We start from the raw sequence: 19,101 nt of genomic DNA, 5'->3' as shown, positions 1-19,101 counted from the left end.
TAGACTTCAGAGGTCCAGCACCAGCCGGTCGGCGTCTGATCCGGCGACGCAGATCATGAGAAAGCGTTCGCGCTCATAGGGCGACAGGACGCGATCGCGGTGCACGGGCTTGCCCTCGATCCAGCCGACCTTGCAGGCGCCGCAGATGCCGCCGCAGCAGGACGTCGATACGTCGATGCCTCCTTCCTGCAAGGCGGCCAGCATGGTCTGGCCGGCGCGAACCGGGATTTCCGTCCCCGTACGTGCCAGCGACAGCACGAAAGGTTTTGCGTCGGGGTCGATCACCGGTGGCGGCGCCACGAAGCGCTCGATGTGAACGTTGGCTGCGGGCCAGGCTGCGGTCACGCCCTCGAACTCTTCGGTCATGCCTTCGGGCCCGCAGCAGGCCACCATCGTCTGCACCCCAACCTCTCCGACCAGCGACGCCAGATCCGGACGCCCGGCGCAGGACGTGCGGTGCACGACGACACGCCCCGCTTCCATCAGCGGCGCGAGGTGTGCGGCAAGCGGCACCTCCTCGCGAACGATGAGGTGCAGCACAAAGTCTGCATTGCCAATCTGCAGGAGGTGACGGGCCATCGACAAGAACGGCGTCACGCCGATGCCACCCGCGACGAACACATGGCGCGCAATGTCCGCACCCGGCTCCAGCCCGCCGCGCGGCAGTGACACGCCGATGACGTCGCCTATGCCAACCTCGTCGTGAAGCGCGCGCGAACCGCCGCGCCCATCGGCCTCGCGTTTGACCGCGATGACGTAACGCGAGTTGTCGGCGGGCTCGTTGCACAGCGAATAGGTCCGCACGAGACCGTTCGGCAGATGCAGGTCGATGTGGGCGCCAGGCTTGAACGGCGGCAGGGCCCAACGGTCGGGATCGGCCAGCGTGAACACCTTGATGCCCGCGCCGGCGCCCTCGATGCCGGCGACAACCGTCTTGATCGTCGTGATGGGCCGTACGCTCATGCCGCGTTCCGCACGGTGTCGCCGACCCTGACGATGCCGCCTTGCAATATCCTGCAGTTCAGGCCCGAGCGGTTGATGAGCGGATCGAAGATCGCCTTGCCGGTGATCTCCTCGATATGCCGGCATGGAATCGATAATCGGGTTGCTTCCAGCAAGGTCTCACCTAACCAGAAGCGGCGGCCGACCAGATGATTCAACGGCACGCCCTCGACCGTCACGTTGCGGCGATGCTCTTCGGGACCGAGTTCGATTCCCGCGTCGCGCTTGAGCGCGATCAAGGTTTCGAGCTCGAACAGGGTGACCTGCCGGCCCTCCTCGGGCTTGTGCGAATAATATCCTTCCTCGCGCCCGATCATGTAGCGGTCGCCCTCGATCCCTTGGCCGGCGACGAGAACGAGCTGCTCCATCGCGCGCATTGGCAGGAACGCGCGTGGAGCGAGATGGAGGAAGCGGACTAGGCCAGTCCAGCCGAGGCGTGCTGTGCTATCAGCCGAGCCGGCGCCTATCTCATCGAGCATGACAAAATCCTTATGCGAAGTGATGGCGCGCCGCCAGCAGCGGCGCGCCGCGGGATCAGGTCAGTTCCTTGTTCGCCATTTCCGGCGCGAACATGGTCGCGGTCGCCGTGATGGCGGCGCAGCCGATCAGCAGCAGCGAAACCGGCCAGGTGGCGCCGCCACTCCAGGCCATCAGAGCCGCCGCAATCAGCGGCGTCAATCCGCCACTGATGGCCGCCCCGACCTGAAACCCGAGCGAGGCGCCGCTATAGCGCAGCCGCGCGGAAAACAGCTCGGAGTACCAGGGCGCGCCGATACCGAACATCACCATCTGCCCGAAAGTAATCGCGACCACGATGGTGCAGATGACGATGGTGGGATCGCGGGTGTTGAGTAGCCAGAACAGCGGAAAGGCAAACAGCGCCGAAAACAGACAGCTTGCATAGAACATCTTTTTGCGGCCGACGATGTCGGACAGCCAACCGAACAGCGGAATGGCGAGCAGCGCGACCAGCGATGCCGCGAAGGCGCCGTTCAATACCACCGTACGCGACAAGCCAAGATTCGCCGTGGCGTAGGACATCACGAACACGCCGCCGATGCTGGCATAGGCGATCTCCGAGATCTTCAGCCCGACCGCAGTAAAGAAAGGCCGGCGGTGATGCCTGAAGATCTCGACCAGCGGCAGACTTGCGACCTCCTTTTTGGCCTGGACCTGACGGAAGGCCACGGTCTCTTCCATGTTGAGGCGGATGTAGAGACCGACGCCGACCAGCAAGATCGAGATCAGGAACGGAATGCGCCAGCCATAGGACATGAACTCACTTTCCGGCAGGCTCGCCACCAGCGCAAACATGCCGATCGCGGCGAGATTGCCGATGGGATTGCCGACCTGCACCATGCTGCCGAGCAGACCGCGGCGGTGCGTCGGGCAATTCTCCACCACCATCAACACCGCACCACCCCATTCGCCGCCGAGGCCAATGCCCTGAAGGAATCGCAGCCCAATCAAGAGCAGCGGCGCGGCGATCCCGATCTGCTGATAGGTCGGAAGCAGGCCGATCAGGAAGGTGCCGATGCCCATCACCATGATCGTGATCGCGAGCATCGCCTTGCGGCCCACCCGGTCGCCGTAGTGACCGAAGATCGCGGCGCCAAGCGGTCGCGCCAGAAAGCCGACCGCATAAGTGCCGAAGGCCGCGATGGTGGCGAGCGTGGGATTGCCGGCAGCGAAGAAGACCTTGTTGAAGACCAGCGCGGTCGCCGTGCCGTAGATGAGGAAGTCGTACCATTCGACGGCAGTGCCGATCACGCTGGACCACACGATCCGCCGCAAGCTCGCCGCTTCGTCCGGCGCTACGTTCAGGGTTACGTCGTCTGCTACGGTCATCGATGTCTCCAAAAGTACCGGCGCCAGGGGAAGCAGTTGGTTCTGTCCACGGAGCCCATCGGCAGCCCGGACGGTAAAATCGATCATGTTTACTCCTGGAAATCAACGGCGCGGAACGCGGCAATTGCCGTACGGAGCGGCAAAACACGCTTACTGCACCGTTCCTGAGCTATTTTATGCGATATTCCAAAGCTTCTGCTTACAATATCCGCGCCCTTGCTCTAAATTTCTGCGCATGAGTTTTCCTAGGGAATACACTTGCGCGCTGGCGGAAGCGACAGCGCCCCCCGACGGACTGGCAGTCGGGCGACATCTGTTGCAAAGAGACATCAGCAGTTCGGGAGACTCATGCGTGCTTGATGTCAGCAAAGCGGCAGCCGTCGGGGCCAATATTCGCCAGGCGCGGATCGCCAAGGGCCTGACACTGGACCAGCTTGCCAGGCAGAGTGATCTCACGCGCGGCTATATCTCGCTGGTCGAACGCGACCTGAAGATCCCTTCGCTCGCCGCCCTGCTGCGGATGGCAGCCGCGCTCGAGGTCAACGTCGCGACTTTCTTCGACCCGAACGCCGAGCCGGCGCCGCGCTACACGCTGTTCCGCCGTGAAGGCGGCAACGTCCCGCTGTTTCAGGACACCTTTGGCGTGGTACCACTGGCAACCGGCCGCACCCGCAAGATGATGGAGCCGTTCCTCCTGAGCCCGCCGCACAAATCGGCGACGCGCGCCTCGCATGCGGGTGAGGAGTTGCTGTTTGTCATCAACGGCAAGATCGCCATCAAGCTCGACGGCGAAGAACTCGTCCTCGGCAAGGGCGATTGCCTGTATTTTTCAGGCGAGACACCGCACGAGGTCAGGAGCCTCGGCCGACAGAAGGCGGAGGTCCTGGTCGTCGTCGCCCAGAGCCCGGCGGCATAACGCCGGGCCTGGCACCAGGCTTAACGGGACCAGAAAAAGCGCCCGGGCGGCGGGACCGGCTCGGGCGGACGTGGCCGCTTCGGACGCGGCGGTTTCGGCGACGGCTCGGCGGACGAGGTGGTCTCCGCGCCCGGCGCCGTCTCGCTTCCCGGTACCTTCACCGACAGCAGCAAGTTCGACTCGTGCATCCGCCAGCGGTAGCCGACGCCGAAATCGATCGGCTGGGCGCGCGTGAACAGCGCGGCGTAGCGTTCCTGGTAGCGGCCGGGGAATTCGCCGATCGGTCCGAGATAGCGGCCGAACGGGAAGAACCGCCATTGCCGCGAATTGTAGTTCGAAAGCGGAATGCCGGAATCGTCCTGGACGATGGTCGCGCTGTTGGCGAGCAACCAGTCGCGCGCGACGGTGAAGTTGCCGGAGTGCAGCAGATAGGACGCACTCTTGATCAGGCTGTTGCCTGGGCCGAGCGTCTCGCAGAATTTCAGGAACCCTGCCGCGCGTGCACCTGAATTGGAGAGATCGGTCGAGAAATAATATAGGGTGCGAGCTTCCCCGTCGGGGCCTGCGAAGGTGATGCGGGCGCCGCGCGTCGCGTTCGGTCCAGGATTGTCGTTGCCGACATGCACGCCGCCCTTGTCGTCGAGTGCGACCATCTCGACGTTGCGGATGGTCTTGCCGGAGCGGACGAGGAAGACATAGAGGATCGGCAAGGTGCCGTTGATCTGGTTGGTGTGCAGGTCGACCTTCATCTGCTTGGTGATGAAGAAGGAAAAACTCAGGATCGAGCCGAGCGAGCGCTCGACGTTGTAGAGCGCGGCGCCGACCGAACCGCGCGGCAATCGCGTCAGGTCAGCCACCGCACCGACCGGCTCCAACGCGCCGAGCACGTAAGTGCTGGCCTTGGGATAGAAGGCATTGGCGTAGAGGAAGTCGGGGCCGCTGAACAAATAAAACATGGTCGGCCTGGGCGCCGCCAGATTGACGTCGGCCCAGTTGCGGATCTTCGAGAGCTGGCGCTGCTCGAGCTGGGCGAAGGCGCCGTCGAAGAACTTTGCGTGGCGTTGCCAGCCCGGGTCCTTTGTGAGCGGCACCAGCGGCGAATCCGCCGAAGGCTGCATGCCCGCGAGGAAGCGCGCGGTGTCGTCGAAGGTTGCCTCGGCAGCACGTGCGGACGAGACGGCCGCAGCCAGCAAGGCGAGAGCGACGGCCGCAATTCTCATGGGTCGAAACATGTCTATTCGCGATGTGATGAAGTGCCAGCGGCGACCGGCCGCCTGCGGAAAACAGCATAAATCAACAGGCCCGAGACCATGACGAGCATCCCCAACAGCGATTGCACGGGCCGCTCGGTCAACAAATAGTACATCATGAACCCGGTCACGAGCAGGAAAACGAGCGGCGTGAACGGGTATCCCCAGGCACGATAGGGCCGCGGCAAGTCGGGATCCGTGATGCGCAGCTTGATGACGCCGGCGACCGTGAAGAACGAGCAGAACAGCAGTGCGAACTGGATGAAATCGAGCACGGCCTCGAAGCTGCGCGTGAACAGCAGCAGATTGGCGACGGCGAGCTGAAACAGGATGGCATAGGCCGGCGCGCCACGCACCGAGCGCTTCGAGAACACGCGCAGCGCCGGAATATCCTCTCCCATCGTCATCATCACGCGCGGGCCGATCCACATCATCGCGCTGATCGAGGAGATCAAGCCGAAACAGATCATCGCGCCGACGATCCGGCCGCCGAGATTGCCGAAGATCGCGCTGCCGGCGACGCTGGCGACGTCGAGCTGACCCGCGAGCGCGCCGACCGGCGTCGAATGGAGAAACACCGCATTGAGCGCGACGTACAGCACGAGCACGATCAGCGTGCCCGCGAGCAGCGCACGCGGCAGGTCCCGCTGCGGCATGTTCATCTCGCCGATGATGTAGGTTGCGGCATTCCAGCCCGAGAACGAATACATCACGAATACGAGCCCGATCGCAAAGGGCGCGCTGACGATATGCGCGAGATCGCCCGCCTGCGGCGTGAAGGCGATCGGCTGCGGTACGCCGACGATGAAGCCGGCAACCAGGAAGGCAACGATCAGCACGACCTTCAGGATGGTCGAGATCAACTGGAACGTCGAGGAGTGCCTGACGCCGGTCAGTTGCACGAGCGAGACCAGCCACACCACGGCGATGGCAAGCGGGATCGGCGGCACATCGGGGACGACCGATTTGGCGTATTCACCGAAGGCCATCGCGGCGAGCGCGACAGGTGCCGCAAAGCCAACCGTCGCCGACACCCAGCCGGCGAGAAAGCCGAAGGCGGGATGATAGGCACGGCCGAGGAAATTGTATTCGCCGCTCGAGCGCGGAAACATCGCGCCGAGCTCGCTGTAGGAGAATACCCCGCACAGCGCGACGATGCCGCCGACGGTCCACAGCAAGAGGATCGAGAACCCTGAGGGAATGTCCTTGACCTGGAAGCCGAGGCTGGTGAAAACGCCGACCCCGATCATGTCGGCCACGACAATGGCGGTTGCGACCAGAACGGAGACCCCCGACCCGCTTCCGGTCAGCCGGCCGGTCCAGGGTGCAGTACCCGCATCTGATGCCGTCATCGCCGTCCTCAACCTCAGGCGTCACGCCTCGTGGGAAGCATCGTGCAGTTCGGTCCAGTCAATTCAAGCAGGGTTAACAAGGGTTAAATGAGGCGGGCAAAATCGGTACTCCAACACCATAATTGCACGGTCCGGGGCAATAAAGCTTCGCAAACACCGGGACCATCCCGTCTCCCTCCCCCACAATCAGGACACGATTGCGTGGTCCCTTTGAGCGTTCCGGATGTGGGGAAGTTTCTCCGGACACTTAACGTCGCCTAAAGGCCCATCGGCTCAATTGCCTTAATGACTGCCGATGGACTTGTGGTCATGACTTGGGGTCATGGGTGAATGGTCGGGGCCGTTCCGAAACCGAGAGCTGACATCCGCGCCGACCGGACGACGTCCGGCGCGCGCGGTCGTGCGCTCCGGATCGCCCTGATCTCAGCCTTGGTGCCGTTGTCGCTGACCCTGGTTCAATGCGGCAAGGCACCCAATCCGGCAGCGCTCGCGGCGAACTCGCAGGCCAACGTTCAAGGCAACGCCCAAGCCAACGTCCAGGTCGTTGCGAAGACAAACCAGCAAGTCGCAAGCAACGACACGTTCGAGGATCGCTTCCCGGCCCCCCAGTTCAGGGAGCGCTTCCCATCCGCCAGCGAGGGTTTTCTGCAACGGCAGATGTCGGACTTCGCACCCAAGCGCGCCGTGCAGCCACAGCCGGAGCAGGCGCCTTACAAGGTCGCTTCGCTCGCGCCGCAGATCCCCTACCAGCGTCCACCCCGCGAGGACCTGACAACGCTCGTCAGCATGAAGTCGTCAGCCTTCCCCTATTTCGGCAACAACCCCGCCTCCGACGCGCCGTTCCTCAACATCTCCAAGGGCGACCGCCGCGGCCACCGCAGCTATTCCGGGCGCGTGTTCTGGCAGGACGAGACCTACAACGATAACCGCGTTCTGATGCACGTACCCGAACATTTCGACGTGCGGAAGCCAGGCGTGATCGTGGTGTTCTTCCACGGCAACGGCGCAACGCTCGAGCGCGACGTCCGCGATCGACAGCTGGTGCCGCAGCAGGTCACCGATTCCGGCGCCAACGCCATCCTGCTTGCGCCGCAAATGGCGGTTGACGCCGCCGATTCCAGCGCCGGCAAATTCTGGCAGGCCGGCGGCCTCAAGCGCTTCCTGGACGAATCTGCGAACCATCTGGCCCGGCTCACTGGCGATCCCAACAGCGCCCGCGCCTTCGCCAATATGCCGGTCGTGATCGTCGGTTACAGCGGCGGCTTCCTGCCGACGGCCTGGAGCCTCGAGGTCGGTGGCATCAGCGACCGTGTCCGCGGCGTCGTGCTGCTCGACGCCGTATACGGCGAAATGGACAAGTTCGCCTCGTGGATCGAGAGCCACCGCTCCGGCTTCTTCGTCAGCTCCTACACCCGCTACACCGCGCGGCGCGACCGCGAACTGATGAGCACGCTGCGGCAGAAAGGCATCACCGTCTCCGAAGACATGGACGGCCCCTTGCGTCCCGGCAGCGTGGTGTTCGTCGAAACCGGGGACGGCATCACCCATCGCGACTATGTGACCCGAGCGTGGACGCGGGACCCGCTCAAGGACGTCCTGGTCAAGATGTCGGCGACGCCATCACTCGCGCTCACGCGCGTGGCCTCCACCAATCCATCCGCGTCGAGCCGGTAGCGTATTGCGCCGGTCAGCATTTGGCTGCACGCCCCGCAATTTTCTCAGGCCTTGACCAAATCTGATGTTGATGGCCGACGGTCCCGGGGCCGGCCGGATTGTTTCCGCTGGCAACAATCATACTTTGCCGGCCAAGTTGCATTGGGATTCTGCGGGGACATGCAGTGCGTCAGGGACTCTACAAGGTCGACTTCCACACGGTTCACGGCACCGGTTGCGGCGTCGTCTATGTGACGGAGGGCAAGATGCGCGGCGGCAATTCCGCTTTCGCGTTCATCGGCACCTGCACGGGCGAAGGCGACAGCATCAAGGTCAAGATCTCGACCGAGCGCTACAATGACGACCCGTCCTTCAAGGCGCTGTTCGGTCTCGACCGGATCACGCTGACGCTCGCGGGACGGGAGGATGGCGACACCGCGGAATTCGAAGGCACCGCACTGCAACTGCCGGGCGTTGCCTTCAGGGCCGTGTTGAGCCGGGTCAGCGACTAACCGCCCGGCTCCCAGACTTTGCGATCTGCCTCAGGTTTTTGGCAGCTTCGGAATGCTTTCGGCAAAGCCGTTGAAACAAGCCAGCCGCTCGTCCTCTTCCTTGAAGAAACGGCAATCGGCGTAGCCTTTGGCCTTCGCCGGCTTCGGTTTCGGTGTCGGCGCGATCACGGCGTCGTAGCAATTGAGCCGGTCTTTGGTGCCGTCATCGAGGTCCAAGCAAGCCTGGAGCCGCGCCGCGATCGATTGTGGCTTGCCCTTCGGCGCCGCAGCCGGCTTGGCCGCAGCCTCCTTGCTGCCCTTGGGCTTGACCTGCACCAACGGCTTGTCCCCGATCATTGGTGGCTTGTCGGCTTGCGCGAAAGCGGAAGCTGAATAGAGCACCGCGGCAACCGCCAGAATCATCCTCATTTCAGTCAACCCTCTTTGGTCCCCATGACCGGCCTTCTAGCCTCCCGGCGCGCGGTTTGCCAAGCACCTTGCGCACACGGACACGCTTCCGTTCAGGCCGGGGCGGCAGTTGCCGGCCGGGGCCGGGTCAAGACCACCAGGATCAGCGCCAGCACGACGAAACCGACCGCGACGAAGCCGAGCGTATGCAGGAGCTCGCGGGCGAACAGCAGTCCGCCGACGGCAGAGCCGACCGCCTGGCCGATATAGAGGACGGAGGTGTTCAGTGCGACGGTCGCCGATGCCAGCGACGGTGCGGCTGAGACCAGCCGCACCTGCTGCATCGAATTGGTCGAGGCAAAGCCGAGGCCCCAGATCGCGACCGCACCCGCCATCAACGCGAGCGTGCCGGCGCCGAGCGCCCAGCCCGTGATTCCTGCAAGCAGCAGGCAGGTGAACAAAAGCGAGGTGCGATAGGGCCCCGAGGTGTCGACGATGCGGGTCGCGATGACAACGCCGAGGAAGCCGCAGACACCATAGAGAGCGAACACCAGGCCGATCGCATCGGACCCTGCGCCGGTCAGCTTGTTGAGCAGCGGCCCCATGAAGGTGAACACCACGAACTGCCCGGACATCTGCAACATCGTGATCGCAAGCAGAAGCAGGATCGTCCTGTTGCGACCAACCGCGCTCCAGGTCTTCAGATCCACCGGCGTCCCCTTCAAGCCCGCCGGCAGCCGCATCAGCAACAGCAGCAAGCTGACGCAACCAAGGGCGCCGATCCCGCCATAGGCCGCGCGCCAGCCATAGCGGCTTGCGATAAAGGTGATCAGCGGCAGGCCGACGGCGGCAGCGAGCGACCAGCCGAGAAAGATGTAGGCAATCGTGCTGCCGCGACGCTCCACCGGCACGATCAGCGCCGCCGTGCCGGCGGCCTGCGGCGTGTAGAGCGCGCCGACCGCGAGCATCACCAGGCGGATGACGAGGAGGCTTGCATAGTCGGGCGCAAAGGCTGAGGCCAGATTGCCAAAAGCGAGCACCGCCAGCGTCGTGGCGAGCAGCGTCCGGCGCTCGATCCGGCTGGTGAGCCAGGCCGTCAGCGGCGAGCCGATGCACAGGATGATGGCGCCGAAGGTGATCAGGAGCCCGGCCGCATGGATGCTGACGTCGAGCCCCGTCGCCAATTCGGGCAGCATGCCGGCCGGTGCCAAGACCGAGCAGCCGGTGACGAGATTTCCGAGCATCAGGGCTGTTGGCGCGAAACGGCCGGCGCGTGCATTTTCCATGCAAACGCATGTAGAGCCGCCTTGCGACCAGTTAAAGGGCGTTGCCCGGAATAGTTCGTGCAGCGCCCCCGCTTTTGCGCGCCGGTTTCTTGGAAATGCCGGATTGCGCAGGCCGAATCGCCTGATATATCGCTCGTTCCCGCTTACCTGCGCTCGTTCGCAGGAGTGAGCCTCAGGAGACATGCCATGACCGACCAGCCCAACGACCAATCCAAGGACCCATCCAAGTCCGAGCAGCCCAAATCCGAATCCGGCTTCCAGTACAGCCTCAGCAATTTGAGGCCCGTGACCCCGCCGGAAAAAATCACCCTTACCTTCCCGGACGGCGCCCGGCGCGAATACGCCAAGAGCATCACCGGCCTCGAACTCGCCAAAGGCATTTCGCCGTCGCTGGCCAAGCGCACGGTCGCGATGGCGCTCGACGGCGTGGTCTCCGACCTCGACGATCCCATCGAAGCCGATGCCAGGATCGAGCTGATCAACCGCGACGATCCGCGCGCGCTCGAGCTGATCCGCCATGACTGCGCCCACGTGCTTGCCGAAGCCGTGCAGACGCTGTGGCCGGGCACCCAGGTCACCATCGGCCCCGTGATCGAGAACGGCTTCTATTACGATTTCTTCCGCAACGAGCCGTTCACGCCGGAAGACTTTGCCGCGATCGAGAAAAAGATGCGCGAGCTCATCGCGCGCGACAAACCTTTCACGAAGGAGGTTTGGGATCGCGAAAAGACAAAACAGGTGTTCCGCGACAAGGGCGAGGCGTTCAAGGTCGAGCTGGTCGACGCCATTCCCGGCAACGAGCCGATCAAGATCTATTACCAGGGCGACTGGTTCGATCTCTGCCGCGGCCCGCACATGACCTCGACCGGCAAGGTCGGCAACGCCTTCAAACTGATGAAAGTGGCCGGCGCGTATTGGCGCGGCGACAGCAACAACCCGATGCTGACCCGCATCTACGGCACGGCATTCGCCAAGCAGGAGGACCTCGACGCTTATCTGAAGCAGATCGAGGAAGCGGAAAAGCGCGACCATCGCAAGCTCGGGCGCGAGCTCGACCTCTTCCACTTCCAGGAGGAAGGCCCGGGCGTCGTGTTCTGGCACGCCAAGGGTTGGACCATCTTCCAGCAGCTGATCGCCTATATGCGGCGGCGCCTGGCTGGTGACTATAGCGAGGTCAACGCCCCGCAGATCCTCGACAAGTCGCTATGGGAGACCTCCGGCCATTGGGGCTGGTACCGCGAGAACATGTTCGCTGCGCAGTCGGCCGGCGACGAGGCCGAGGACAAACGCTGGTTCGCGCTCAAGCCGATGAACTGCCCGGGCCACGTGCAGATCTTCAAACATGGCCTGAAGAGCTACCGCGACCTGCCGCTGCGGCTCGCCGAGTTCGGCGTGGTGCACCGCTACGAGCCGTCCGGCGCGATGCACGGATTGATGCGCGTGCGCGGCTTCACCCAGGACGACGCGCACATCTTCTGCATGGAGGACCAGCTCGCCGACGAGTGCCTGAAGATCAACGAACTGATCCTGTCGACCTATGCCGATTTCGGTTTCACCGGCGACCTCACCGTCAAGCTGTCGACCCGGCCGGAGAAACGCGTCGGCACCGACGCGATGTGGGATCACGCCGAGCGCGTGATGGCGACGGTGCTGCGCGAGATCCAGTCGCAGAACAATCACATCAAGACCGAGATCAATCCCGGCGAAGGCGCCTTCTACGGGCCGAAGTTCGAATATGTGCTGCGAGATGCCATCGGCCGCGACTGGCAGTGCGGCACCACGCAGGTCGACTTCAACCTGCCGGAACGGTTCGGTGCGTTCTACATCGACCACGACAGCGGCAAGAAGCCGCCGGTGATGGTGCACCGCGCGATCTGCGGTTCGATGGAGCGCTTCATCGGCATCCTGATCGAGCACTATGCCGGCAACTTCCCGCTCTGGCTGTCGCCGGTGCAGGTGGTGGTCACCACCATCACGTCGGAAGCCGACGAGTATGCCAAGCAGGTGTTGGAGCAAGTCCGGCGTGCGGGACTTCGGGCCGAGATCGACCTGCGCAACGAAAAGATCAACTACAAGGTCCGCGAGCATTCGCTGGCCAAAATTCCAGCACTGCTCGTGGTCGGCAAGAAAGAGGCCGAGACGCAGTCGGTCTCGATCCGCCGGCTCGGCAGCGACGGGCAGAACGTGATGACAACGGCGGAGGCCATCGCCGCCCTCGTCGACGAGGCGACCTCGCCGGATGTTAAGCGGGCGCGCGGCGCGGCCTGACATCTGAAATCGGTCTAAACTCGCTTTCGGTTGCGGGCGTGCATTCCTATGTGGGGACTGCACGCCCGACGACCAGCCGAAGAGGAAACCGCAGTGCCCGACGCCATCGAACTCCTGAAGACCCGCCGCTCGGTCAAGCCGCGCGAGATGTCCGGTCCCGGCCCCTCCCCGGCCGAGCTCGAGACCATCCTCACCATCGGCGCGCGCGTGCCCGACCATGGCAAGCTTGCGCCCTGGCGCTTCATCATTTTCGAGGGCGATGCGCGTCAGCGCGCCGGCGAGGTGATCGCGAAGGTGTTTGCCCGGAAGAATCCCGGCGCGCCGGCGGCCGACGTCGAGACCGAGCGCAAACGCCTCACGGATGCGCCGCTGGTGATCGGCATCGTCAGCTTCACCAAGCCGCATCCGAAGGTGCCGGCCTTCGAGCAGGAATTGTCGGCCGGCGCCAGCGTCATGAACATCGTCACGGCCGCGACCGCGCTCGGCTACGGCGCCTGCTGGCTGACCGGCTGGTTCTCGTTCGATCGCGACGTGCTGGATGGCCTCGGCCTCAAGCCGGACGAGAAACTCGCCGGCTTCGTCCATATCGGGAAGCCGACCAAGCCGAGCGAAGACCGTCCGCGACCGATCCTTTCTGAAATCGTGACGCGATTTTAATCGAAGGCGTGTTGACGCCTTCGACGTCTTGCGGCTTTGATCCCGGCCAGGGAGGAAGCCCGGATGAAGCGTCGTGAATTTCTGGTCGGAGCCGCGCTGCTGGCCGGCACGATGGCGCGGGCGCGCGCTGCAGACCTCCCTGCTCCGTCGTCCGACGGACTCGACCGCATCACAGCGTATTTCGACAACGAGGTGACGAGCGGCCGGCTGCCGGGCGCCGTGGTGCTGGTCCAGCAGCACGGCACGCCGGTCTATCTGAAGACTTTCGGCGTGCGCGACACCAGGACGGGCCTCGCGATGACGCCCGATACGATCTTCGCCATCCACTCCATGACCAAGCCGGTCACGTGCCTTGGCGCGATGATGCTGATCGACGAGGGCAAGCTCGCGCTCACCGACCCCGTGTCGAAATACATTCCCCTCTTTGCCGACACCAAGGTGGGCCTGGAGGTCACCAACCCCGACGGCACCTTGCATCTGGATCTCGTCGCCCCGGTCCGTCCCGTCAACATCGAAGATCTGCTGCGGCACACCTCCGGCATCAGCTACGATTATATCGGCGGCAAATGGGTCGAGCAGGCCTACAAGGCCGCCAACATCTTCGAAGGTCAGTTCAACAACAGGGAATTCGCCCAACGTATCGCAAAGCTGCCGCTGGCGCGGCAACCGGGAACGCTGTGGCGCTACGGTCATTCCACCGACGTGCTCGGCAGTGTCATCGAGATCATCTCGGGCCAGACGCTGCACGAATTCCTCAAGCAGCGCATCTTCGATCCGCTCGGCATGAGCAGCACCAAGTTCGCGCTGGCGACCGAGGACGAGCTCGCGCGGATGGCGCGGCCGCTGCCGAACGACAACATCCTGCTCGCCGGCGAGCGCGACCGCCTCGATCATCCCGAATGGCAGTCCGGCGGCGGCGGGCTGCTCTCGACGATCACCGACTATCAGCGCTTCTCGCAGATGCTGCTCAATGGCGGCGAGTTCGACGGCAAGCGTTATCTGAGCCCCGCCGCGTTCAAGGCCATGACGACCGATCACGTCGGGCCGGGCTCGGGCGTCGGACGCGATTACTTCTATTTTCCGGGCGACGGCTTCGGCTATGGCTATGGCCTCGCGGTGCGGACCGATGCCGGCAATGCCAAACCGCCGCCGCCGGGCTCGCTCGGCGAGTTGAAATGGGACAGCGGCAGCGGCACCTATTTCGGCGTCGATCCCAAGCTCGACATGGTCTACCTGCTGATGCAGCAGACCCAGAACGAGCGCAGCCGCATCACGCCCGCCTTCAAGGCGCTGGTCTACGATTGCTATCCGCCCGAGCTACGCCGCCCGTGACGCGCGCTGGCCGAAATCGGCGAGCAGCCTTGCGATCTCGGCGGCGGGCCGCGCCGCGCTGAACAAGAAGCCCTGGACTTCGTTACAGCCTTCGGCGCGCAACCACGCGAGCTGATCCTCGGTCTCGACACCTTCCGCGGTCGTGGTGATGTTGAGGCTGCGGCCAAGCCCCGAGATCGCGCGAACGATCGCGACGCAATCGGGCCGCCCTGCCAGATCCTTGACGAAGGAGCGGTCGATCTTGATCTTGTCGAAGGGGAAGCTGCGGAGATAGCTGAGGCTGGAATAGCCGGTGCCGAAATCATCCATGGAGATGCTGACGCCGAGCTCGCGCAACTGATGCAGGATGGCGAGATTGGCATCGGTCTCGGCCAGGAAGATCGACTCGGTGATCTCTAGCTCGAGCCGCTTCGGCGACAGACCGGACTGCGCCAGGGCCGAGATCACGACCTGAACCAGATTGCGGCTGCGGAACTGCGCCGGCGACAGATTGACCGCGACCTTGACGTCGACAGGCCATTTCACCGCTTCAGAGCAGGCCTCGCGCAGCACCCACTCACCGAGCTGGGCGATCAGGCCGATGTCCTCGGCGACCGGAATGAACTCCGCCGGCGAGATCATGCCCTTATCGGGGTGATGCCAGCGCAGCAGCGACTCGAAGCCGGAGATGCGGTCGGAGGCGATCGATACCAGCGGCTGGTAGTGCAGCTCGAATTCGCCATTGGCAAACGCGCGGCGCAGATCGAGCTCCATGTCACGGCGCTTCTGCGCCTGCAGATCCATCTCGCGCTCGAAGAAATGATGCACGCCACCGCCGTCCGACTTCGCCCTGTACAGCGCCATGTCGGCGTTGCGCATCAACTCTTCCGACGTCGTACCGTCGCCCGGCGACAGCGCGATGCCGATGCTGGCGCCGATCACCATCTCCTGCCCATCGATCTCATAGGACGCCTTCAGCATGTCGATCAGCAAGCTCGCGCAGGCGCTGGCCTCGTTGGGCGAGACGTCGGCTGCCAGGATCACCGCGAACTCGTCGCCGCCGAGCCGGGCCGCGAGATTGGCGCCGCGGACCGCGGTGCTCAAACGGGCCGCAACCTCCTTCAACAGGCGATCGCCTACCGGATGACCGAAGGAATCGTTGATGTTCTTGAACAGGTCGAGATCGATGTAGAGCACGCCGACCCGTTTTCCGGCGGCCTGGTCGAGCGCCTGCTTCAGGCGCTCCTGGAAATATTCGCGGTTCGGCAGATCGGTGAGCCCGTCATGGTGTGCCATGTGGGCGATCCGCGCCTCGGCCTTGCGCCGTTCGGTGATGTCGACCACCGCGACCAGATAGCCGTCGCGATCGTCGAAGGCGACGCGGCGGCCGAAGGTCAGCACCTCGATCTCGCTGCCGTCGGCACGCAGATGCCGCCAGTTGCGCGAGGAGTGATAGGCGTCGCCGATGCGTTCGAGCGCCTCGGCATGGCTGTCCCACTCGTCCTGCGGCCAGATCTCGTGCAGTTTCATACGCAGGAAGGTGGCGCGGCTGTAGCCGTAATGCTGGACCGCGGCGTCGTTGACGCTGAGAAACTGCTTGCTCGCGGCGTCGAACACCCACATCGGCATCGGGTTGTTGTCGAACAGCAGGCGGAACGAGGCGTCGCGCCGCTTCAACACAGTAACATCCGAAATCGTCAGCGAGACCACGTCGGCGAACGCGGTGGCGCTCAGCCGGAGATGCCGTCCATCGCTCTCGATCTCGAGCTGCTCGCCGCGACCGCCGGAGACGGCCTTGAGCAGGAATTCCAAGACTTCAACCGAGGCCAGCAACGTGTCTCCCTCGCCGATCCGGCGCCACAACAGGCCCGCGCCTTCGGCCTTCAGCAGCAGGCCCGCACTCCTGTTGTGGTGCACGATCTGGAGATCGAACGGCTCGCCACCCGCGTCGCGCAGCGTCGCCAGCGAGACCACCGCGTCGTCGGTCGACGCGAAGATCGCGTCCAGGAGATTGTATTGCGCGCCGCGTTCGTTGATGTAGGCGCCGACCAGCGTCGCGCCCCAGCGCGAGGCGGTCGGCAGCGCCAGCACATCGTAGGTCCTGACCATGCCGTCGCGCACGCAATGGGCGCTCGCCTGGTGCGGCCGGCCTTTGGCGAGCGCGCTCGCCGCGGCTTCCGACAGCGCGGTGGCGCAATCGGGCGAGAGCGCGGCGACCGGGATGTCCCAACGCTCTTCGCCGAGCCATTTCTGCACGTAGCGTCCGCTGCGCGACAGTTCGAGCGCGCCATCGCCCTTGAGCAGCGCGATGTGGTCGGCGAGCCGTCCCAGGCTGCCGAGCATCACGTCCTCGTAGCGCGGCAGCCGCTCGCCCGGCTTCAACGCGGCACGCCATTTGCGCTGAAGCACCGGGATGTCGTCGAACATTTCGGCGGCCGGTTTTCCCGACACTTTCTTCGCGGCACTCATGGCAGTCCCCAACGCACTTTCCCGTCGCATCCAATGCAGCCGCGCTTAACGGCGTGTAAAGAGCGCGCGAGTGCGGGTTCCGTTCAGCGATTATGACAGTTTAAAGTCGGGCGTTGGTTAGTGGGCGTTAGAGACTATGACGGTTGTGCGAAGGCGTTGCGTAGGAGGCGCGTGAGACCGAAGCTTTGGCGCACCGCTGCATCGTCATTGCGAGCGCAGCGACGCAATCCAGACTGCCCACGCGGAAAGACTCTGGATTGCTTCGCTGCGCTCGCAATGACGGAGCGTAGGCAAGAGCGTCGCTCTTAAATTCACATCTCGCTTGTAGGCACACCTTCGCATCCTCGCGGCGTGTTCGCCCGAGCTTTGCTTCGTCCTCTCACCCTCAATGGAAAGAGGGCGCAGGGAAGACCGGGTGCCGGCTGGCACCCGCGGTCCACTGTGCGAAATTGTCGTTAGAACATTGCACAGCGGCATACAGGTGAAGCCTAAACATCCGGCCTTCCCTGCGCAGGGGAAAACCATAAGTCCTGTGAAGCTTTATGCAGCCCTGTAGAGAGTACCTAAGCCATTGATCGTCCGCAATTATCGCGCCTATGTTGGCGCAGGCTTTTCGCAGGCATTCGCCTACGGCTTCGCGACACATCGCGAGAGACAGGGACAAGATCAATGGCACGCAAGGTCAGCTTCAGCGCACTGGAAAGCCGCAGCGCGCGGCTGCGTTTGAAAGTTCGTCGCGCACCTTATCCGGGCCCGACGCTCGCGCGCGGAATCGCGCTGATGTATCGACGCAACAAGACCAATGGCACATGGGTGCTTAAGGCCAGCGATGGGCACGGCGCCTACTGGACGAAGGGCTTTGCGCTCGCCGACGATTTCGAAGATGCCGACTCCAGGAACGTGCTGACCTTCCATCAGGCGCAGGACGCAGCAAAGAAACTGGCGCGCGGTGATGACGGCCGCACTGAAGCGGCACCGATCACTGTGGATGGTGCGCTGACGGCGTACAGGGGCGATCTGATTGCGCGAAATGCAAACGCCTACAATAGCGAGCATCCTAGACTTCATCTCACAAACGCCCTGCTATCGAAGCCGGTGGCGTTGCTCACGTCGAAAGAGCTGAAGGCCTGGCGCGACGGTTTGATCGGCACCATGGCGGCGTCAACCATCAACCGGCTCTGCCGTTGTGTCTGCGCGGCGCTGGCGCTGGCAGCGCAGCACGATCAGCGCATCACGAATCAAGTGGCATGGCAAATGGGGCTTGCGGGGCTTCCGGACGCCACCGAGGTGCGCAACGTTATTCTTAGCGACGACAAGGTGCGCGCGTTCGTCGCGACAGCTTACGCGCTCGACGGCAAGCTCGGCCTGTTGACTGAGACGCTCGCAGTCACTGGCGCGCGTCCGAGCCAGGCGGTGCGACTGCGCGTTGCGGATCTGCACGACCATCCCACCAAGCCGAAGCTCTCGATGCCAAAGTCCTCGAAGGGCGGCGGAAAAAACCGAAGCGCAAAGAAAGCCGAGCGTTACTCGGTGCCGATCACTCCGCAGCTTGCGGTAATGCTGAGAGAAGCGGCGCAGGGTCGTGCCGACGACGCACCGCTATTGCTGCAGAGCGACGGCACTGTGTGGCCCGAAAATCCCGGCCAGGCTTATCACCGTCAGATCGACCGAGTGGTCCTGACGATTGGACTCGATCCTGCAATCGTCACAATCTACGCACTTAGGCATTCTTCGATCGTGCGGCAATTATTGAACTGCGTTCCGATCCGGGTGGTTGCAAGTCTGCATAATACGTCAACTGTGATGATCGAAAAGCACTACAGCCGGTTCATCACCGAGCACTCCGACGAGATTTCCCGCGCGGCTTTGTTGCAGCCGGCGGTGCCGAGCGGCGACAACGTCCTCGCACTGGCGAGCTGATCGGCGACCGCGATTCACTTCTGCCCCGACCATGCCAGTGGATGCGGGTCGCCGATGCGTTCTGTTGCGTAACTCATTAAGTTAAGCAACGCCGGGCCAGGTCGCCGAAAATAAATTTCCAGCTTCGGTTTAAGCTTTCGGCGTCGAAGATTTGCCAGTCAATCGAACCAGTTAGGAAAATAGGAAATTGCCTAAACTGTTGATAGTGAACATGAATCTTCACGATGCAGGTTTGACAGGAGCTGAAACTTCCTCAAGCTATAGCTTCAT

Annotated in this window: 15 protein-coding genes; 7 read left to right on the top strand and 8 right to left on the bottom strand. The window is 63.5% G+C overall.

Annotation, left to right across the window (positions count from 1 at the left end; genetic code table 11):
- Positions 1 to 6: 6 nt before the first annotated feature.
- Genes AC0L3P_RS00350 through AC0L3P_RS00340 form a run of 3 tightly spaced genes read right to left on the bottom strand, consistent with a single transcriptional unit; the run spans position 7 to position 2,850 of the window.
- Complete coding sequence (locus tag AC0L3P_RS00350) at positions 7 to 963, bottom strand: PDR/VanB family oxidoreductase (protein ID WP_275168371.1); 957 nt, start codon at positions 961 to 963, stop codon at positions 7 to 9.
- Positions 960 to 1,481, bottom strand: coding sequence for an MOSC domain-containing protein (locus AC0L3P_RS00345; protein ID WP_275168372.1), 522 nt, complete (start codon positions 1,479 to 1,481; stop codon positions 960 to 962). The genes AC0L3P_RS00350 and AC0L3P_RS00345 overlap by 4 nt, the downstream gene beginning before the upstream one ends.
- A gap of 55 nt (positions 1,482 to 1,536) precedes the next feature.
- Positions 1,537 to 2,850 carry an MFS transporter gene (locus tag AC0L3P_RS00340; RefSeq protein ID WP_354058534.1) on the bottom strand — a complete coding sequence of 438 codons (1,314 nt, stop codon included), beginning with the start codon at positions 2,848 to 2,850 and terminating at the stop codon, positions 1,537 to 1,539.
- A gap of 352 nt (positions 2,851 to 3,202) precedes the next feature.
- Between AC0L3P_RS00340 and AC0L3P_RS00335 the strand changes: the two genes are divergently transcribed.
- Positions 3,203 to 3,766 carry a helix-turn-helix domain-containing protein gene (locus AC0L3P_RS00335; protein ID WP_354058532.1) on the top strand — a complete coding sequence of 188 codons (564 nt, stop codon included), beginning with the start codon at positions 3,203 to 3,205 and terminating at the stop codon, positions 3,764 to 3,766.
- A 20-nt stretch (positions 3,767 to 3,786) separates the two neighbouring features.
- On the opposite strand, the gene AC0L3P_RS00330 is transcribed toward AC0L3P_RS00335, so the two are convergent.
- Both AC0L3P_RS00330 and AC0L3P_RS00325 read right to left on the bottom strand, forming a co-directional pair.
- Positions 3,787 to 4,998, bottom strand: a complete 1,212-nt coding sequence (locus AC0L3P_RS00330; RefSeq protein WP_473300776.1) for a hypothetical protein — start codon at positions 4,996 to 4,998, stop codon at positions 3,787 to 3,789.
- A 2-nt stretch (positions 4,999 to 5,000) separates the two neighbouring features.
- The gene (locus tag AC0L3P_RS00325; protein WP_473300775.1) at positions 5,001 to 6,368 is read right to left on the bottom strand and encodes an APC family permease; all 1,368 of its coding nucleotides are present in this window, start codon (positions 6,366 to 6,368) and stop codon (positions 5,001 to 5,003) included.
- 330 nt (positions 6,369 to 6,698) lie between these two features.
- On the opposite strand from AC0L3P_RS00325, the gene AC0L3P_RS00320 reads away from it, so the two are divergent.
- On the top strand, positions 6,699 to 8,042 hold the full coding sequence (locus AC0L3P_RS00320; RefSeq protein WP_473300774.1) for an alpha/beta hydrolase: 1,344 nt from the start codon (positions 6,699 to 6,701) through the stop codon (positions 8,040 to 8,042).
- Positions 8,043 to 8,206: 164 nt separating this feature from the next.
- Entirely contained in the window at positions 8,207 to 8,533 is a 327-nt protein-coding gene (locus AC0L3P_RS00315; protein WP_275168378.1) for a GrlR family regulatory protein, read from the top strand.
- A gap of 30 nt (positions 8,534 to 8,563) precedes the next feature.
- Here the strand turns inward: AC0L3P_RS00315 and AC0L3P_RS00310 are convergent, their stop codons facing one another.
- The gene (locus AC0L3P_RS00310) at positions 8,564 to 8,941 is read right to left on the bottom strand and encodes a hypothetical protein (protein ID WP_473300773.1); all 378 of its coding nucleotides are present in this window, start codon (positions 8,939 to 8,941) and stop codon (positions 8,564 to 8,566) included.
- Between the two features lie 92 nt (positions 8,942 to 9,033).
- A complete protein-coding gene (locus tag AC0L3P_RS00305; protein ID WP_473300772.1) occupies positions 9,034 to 10,206 on the bottom strand; it encodes an MFS transporter in 1,173 nt (390 codons plus the stop codon).
- Positions 10,207 to 10,392: 186 nt separating this feature from the next.
- Here AC0L3P_RS00305 and thrS point away from each other — a divergent pair, with 186 nt between their 5' ends.
- The 3 genes from thrS (at position 10,393) to AC0L3P_RS00290 (ending at position 14,463) form a co-directional block, all read left to right on the top strand.
- On the top strand, positions 10,393 to 12,474 hold the full coding sequence (thrS, locus tag AC0L3P_RS00300) for a threonine--tRNA ligase (RefSeq protein WP_473300771.1): 2,082 nt from the start codon (positions 10,393 to 10,395) through the stop codon (positions 12,472 to 12,474).
- Between the two features lie 93 nt (positions 12,475 to 12,567).
- Positions 12,568 to 13,131 (top strand): nitroreductase family protein, encoded by a 564-nt coding sequence (locus tag AC0L3P_RS00295; RefSeq protein WP_473300770.1) that lies wholly within the window; start codon positions 12,568 to 12,570, stop codon positions 13,129 to 13,131.
- Between the two features lie 63 nt (positions 13,132 to 13,194).
- Positions 13,195 to 14,463, top strand: coding sequence for a serine hydrolase domain-containing protein (locus tag AC0L3P_RS00290; RefSeq protein WP_473300769.1), 1,269 nt, complete (start codon positions 13,195 to 13,197; stop codon positions 14,461 to 14,463).
- Here the strand turns inward: AC0L3P_RS00290 and AC0L3P_RS00285 are convergent.
- Positions 14,449 to 16,911 carry a putative bifunctional diguanylate cyclase/phosphodiesterase gene (locus AC0L3P_RS00285; protein WP_473300768.1) on the bottom strand — a complete coding sequence of 821 codons (2,463 nt, stop codon included), beginning with the start codon at positions 16,909 to 16,911 and terminating at the stop codon, positions 14,449 to 14,451. The two genes, AC0L3P_RS00290 and AC0L3P_RS00285, sit on opposite strands and share 15 nt — an antisense overlap.
- 669 nt (positions 16,912 to 17,580) lie before the next feature.
- On the opposite strand from AC0L3P_RS00285, the gene AC0L3P_RS00280 reads away from it, so the two are divergent.
- A complete protein-coding gene (locus AC0L3P_RS00280) occupies positions 17,581 to 18,831 on the top strand; it encodes a site-specific integrase (protein WP_473300767.1) in 1,251 nt (416 codons plus the stop codon).
- Positions 18,832 to 19,101: the final 270 nt, after the last annotated feature.

Source organism: Bradyrhizobium sp. WSM4874, assembly GCF_055811835.1.
The sequence above is the reverse complement of the archived record's forward strand: the minus strand, read 5'-3'. Positions and strand labels throughout refer to the sequence as shown.

Excerpts from the sequence above, each read along its gene's own strand:
- AC0L3P_RS00350 (WP_275168371.1), bottom strand. The coding sequence starts at position 963 with ATGAGCGTACGGCCCATCACGACGATCAAGACGGTTGTCGCCGGCATC.
- AC0L3P_RS00345 (WP_275168372.1), bottom strand. The coding sequence starts at position 1,481 with ATGCTCGATGAGATAGGCGCCGGCTCGGCTGATAGCACAGCACGCCTC.
- AC0L3P_RS00340 (WP_354058534.1), bottom strand. The coding sequence starts at position 2,850 with ATGACCGTAGCAGACGACGTAACCCTGAACGTAGCGCCGGACGAAGCG.
- AC0L3P_RS00330 (WP_473300776.1), bottom strand. The coding sequence starts at position 4,998 with ATGTTTCGACCCATGAGAATTGCGGCCGTCGCTCTCGCCTTGCTGGCT.
- AC0L3P_RS00325 (WP_473300775.1), bottom strand. The coding sequence starts at position 6,368 with ATGACGGCATCAGATGCGGGTACTGCACCCTGGACCGGCCGGCTGACC.
- AC0L3P_RS00320 (WP_473300774.1), top strand. The coding sequence starts at position 6,699 with ATGGTCGGGGCCGTTCCGAAACCGAGAGCTGACATCCGCGCCGACCGG.
- AC0L3P_RS00310 (WP_473300773.1), bottom strand. The coding sequence starts at position 8,941 with ATGAGGATGATTCTGGCGGTTGCCGCGGTGCTCTATTCAGCTTCCGCT.
- AC0L3P_RS00305 (WP_473300772.1), bottom strand. The coding sequence starts at position 10,206 with ATGGAAAATGCACGCGCCGGCCGTTTCGCGCCAACAGCCCTGATGCTC.
- thrS (WP_473300771.1), top strand. The coding sequence starts at position 10,393 with ATGACCGACCAGCCCAACGACCAATCCAAGGACCCATCCAAGTCCGAG.
- AC0L3P_RS00290 (WP_473300769.1), top strand. The coding sequence starts at position 13,195 with ATGAAGCGTCGTGAATTTCTGGTCGGAGCCGCGCTGCTGGCCGGCACG.
- AC0L3P_RS00285 (WP_473300768.1), bottom strand. The coding sequence starts at position 16,911 with ATGAGTGCCGCGAAGAAAGTGTCGGGAAAACCGGCCGCCGAAATGTTC.
- AC0L3P_RS00280 (WP_473300767.1), top strand. The coding sequence starts at position 17,581 with ATGGCACGCAAGGTCAGCTTCAGCGCACTGGAAAGCCGCAGCGCGCGG.